The following is a 2934-nucleotide window of genomic DNA, read 5'->3' on the forward strand; positions in this document are numbered from 1 at the left end:
ATGTTTGCTTGGAACGGGAGGGATGATGCCCCTCCCTTATCGCTGGCTGACAGCGTTGATGGTTCGCTACAACGGCAGCAGTCTTTTGATTGACTGCGGCGAAGGGACACAGATTGCCGTGAAAGAAAAAGGTTGGAGCTTTAAACCGATTGATGTCATCTGTTTTACGCACTACCATGGAGACCACATCAGCGGACTGCCGGGACTTTTGCTGACAATGGGAAATGCAGACCGGACAGATCCGTTGACTTTGGTAGGACCAAAAGGGTTGGAAAGAGTTGTAAATTCGTTGAGAGTGATTGCGCCGGAACTTCCCTTTAAACTGAAATTTATTGAGATCACGGAGCCGGAGCAGACGCTGGAAATGAACGGATACCGGCTGAAAGCATTCCGCGTGAACCATAATGTCATTTGTTACGGTTACACATTGGAAATAGACCGGGCAGGAAAATTTGATGTAGACCGTGCACAGAGTGCGGGCATCCCTAAAAAGTACTGGGGGATACTGCAAAGAGGAGAAACGATAGAGGAGGATGGAAATATCCTGACTCCGGATATGGTTCTCGGACCGGCGAGAAAAGGGCTGAAAGTGACATACTGTACAGATACGCGCCCCACAGATTCTATCCGGGTAAATGCGAGAAAATCGGATCTTTTTATATGCGAGGGAATGTACGGAGAAAAGGATAAGCTGAAAAAGGCAAAAGAATATAAACACATGACATTTTATGAAGCCGCCCGTCTTGCAAAAGAGGCGGAGGTAAAAGAAATGTGGCTCACTCACTACAGTCCGTCGCTGAATCATCCCGAAGAATTTATGGATGAAGTCAGAGAGATTTTCCCAAACTCGATAGCGGCAAAGGATAAAAGGACGCTGGAGCTTACATTTTCAGATGATGAATAAATACAGGCGGCCGCCGGGAGATTCCGGGGTGTATTGGCATAAATCGGAGGTTAAAAGCAATAAATGAATGAAAAGAAAGACACCTTAATTCTTGCGATCGAAAGCTCCTGTGATGAGACAGCAGCGTCGGTTGTGAAAAATGGAAGAGAAATCCTTTCCAATATTATTTCTTCGCAGATTGCCCTTCACACGCTGTATGGAGGAGTAGTTCCGGAGATTGCTTCCAGAAAGCATATTGAAAAAATCAATCAGGTAATTGAGGAAGCATTAAAACAGGCCCAGGTTACCCTGGAAGATATCGATGCAGTGGGAGTGACTTACGGTCCCGGATTGGTAGGGGCTCTTCTTGTGGGAGTAGCTGAGGCGAAAGCCATTGCTTATGCGGCAAAAAAGCCTTTGGTAGGAGTGCATCATATAGAAGGACATATAGCGGCAAACTATATAGAGCATCCGGATTTGGAACCGCCGTTCCTCTGCCTTGTAGTTTCGGGAGGGCATACTCATCTTGTACATGTGGAGGATTATGGAAAATTTAAAATCATCGGGCGTACAAGGGATGACGCGGCCGGGGAAGCTTTTGACAAAGTGGCCCGCGCCATTGGTCTCGGATATCCGGGTGGACCCAAGATAGATAAGGTATCCAGAGAAGGGAATCCGGAAGCTATTGTATTTCCAAGAGCACATATAGAAGAAGCGCCTTATGATTTCAGTTTCAGTGGAGTGAAATCTGCCGTACTGAATTATATTAACGGATGCAAAATGAAAGGCGAAGAGTACAGTCAGGCGGATATCGCAGCGTCTTTTCAGAAAGCGGTCACAGATGTGCTGGTGGGGAATGCTATGCATGCGGTGGAAGAATATGGAGACAGAAAATTTGCGATCGCCGGAGGTGTTGCATCCAACAGTGCCCTTAGAGCAGCGATGGCAGAGGCCTGCAAAGAAAAAGGCGTGGAATTTTATTATCCCTCTCCGATATACTGCACCGACAATGCAGCGATGATCGGTGTTGCAGCATATTATGAATTTATGAATGGGACAAGGCATGGGTGGGATCTGAACGCTGTGCCGAACCTGAAGCTGGGAGAAAGAGTATAATGTTTTCCGGCCGGGAGGAAAAAGAAATGAGAGAGAGAAGATGTACCGCAATTGTGCTGGCTGGCGGTCAGGGCAAGCGGATGGGAACGAAAACCAGCAAGCAGTATCTGGATATTCTGGGAAAGCCGGTTTTATATTATTCCCTGTATGCGTTTGAACAGTCGGAAATTATTGATGACATTATTTTGGTTGTAGGAAGCGGTCAGGTGGAATATGTCAAAAATGAGTTTCTGAATAAATGGGATTTTCAGAAGATCCGCAAGGTTGTGGAAGGCGGCCGGGAGAGATATCATTCTGTGTGGGAAGGACTGAAGGCAATACGGGAGGAGAATCGGACGGAAGGAAATTATGTTTACATCCACGACAGCGCCAGACCGTTCATAACAGAAGAGATAATAAAAAGAGCGCAGCGTGATGTGGAGAAGTATGGGGCCTGTGTTGTAGGAATGCCCAGCAAAGATACGATCAAAATAGCAGATGAAGAAGGGTTTGCCAGCGAAACTCCCCCAAGAGACCGAATGTGGATCGTGCAGACTCCGCAGGTTTTTGAAGCTTCTATTATTATAGAAGCCTACAGCCGCATGATGGAAAAAGAACAGATCACAGCCACAGATGATGCAATGGCAGTGGAACAGGAACTGCATCTTCCTGTGCGGATGACAGAGGGGAGTTATGAGAATATAAAGATTACGACACCGGAAGATCTGGAGATTGCAGAAGTTTTTGCCAGACGTTGTTTTGACGCTGAAAAGCAGTAACATAGGTGAGAAAAGGATAAAATAGACAAAAAGGTAAAAAAACTTAAATTTTATATTGACGCTAATTTCTTTGTGTGATAAAATAACATTCGTCGCTGATGAGCGGAAAATGATAAAAATTGTGGAGAGGTATCGAAGTGGTCATAACGAGGCGGTCTTGAAAACCGTTTGTCCGCA

At 45.9% G+C, this 2934-nt stretch carries 3 protein-coding genes; all 3 read left to right on the forward strand.

Annotated elements, in window-relative coordinates; translation table 11 throughout:
• Window positions 1–904, forward strand: a 904-nt coding sequence (locus tag WJ238_RS06965) for a ribonuclease Z (RefSeq protein ID WP_337606524.1), incomplete at its 5' end; no start/stop codon positions are given.
• Between the two features lie 63 nt (window positions 905–967).
• The gene (gene tsaD, locus WJ238_RS06970) at window positions 968–1999 is read left to right on the forward strand and encodes a tRNA (adenosine(37)-N6)-threonylcarbamoyltransferase complex transferase subunit TsaD (protein WP_230106942.1); all 1032 of its coding nucleotides are present in this window, start codon (window positions 968–970) and stop codon (window positions 1997–1999) included.
• Between the two features lie 26 nt (window positions 2000–2025).
• Window positions 2026–2757, forward strand: a complete 732-nt coding sequence (gene ispD, locus WJ238_RS06975) for a 2-C-methyl-D-erythritol 4-phosphate cytidylyltransferase (protein WP_316268251.1) — start codon at window positions 2026–2028, stop codon at window positions 2755–2757.
• Window positions 2758–2934 lie beyond the last annotated feature (177 nt).

Origin of the sequence: Claveliimonas sp. (assembly GCF_037273965.1) — a bacterium.
GTDB lineage: Bacteria > Bacillota > Clostridia > Lachnospirales > Lachnospiraceae > Claveliimonas > Claveliimonas bilis.

Bases quoted from the DNA above. Each gene is read 5' to 3' on its own strand.
- tsaD (WP_230106942.1), top strand. From the start codon at position 968: ATGAATGAAAAGAAAGACACCTTAATTCTTGCGATCGAAAGCTCCTGT.
- ispD (WP_316268251.1), top strand. From the start codon at position 2,026: ATGAGAGAGAGAAGATGTACCGCAATTGTGCTGGCTGGCGGTCAGGGC.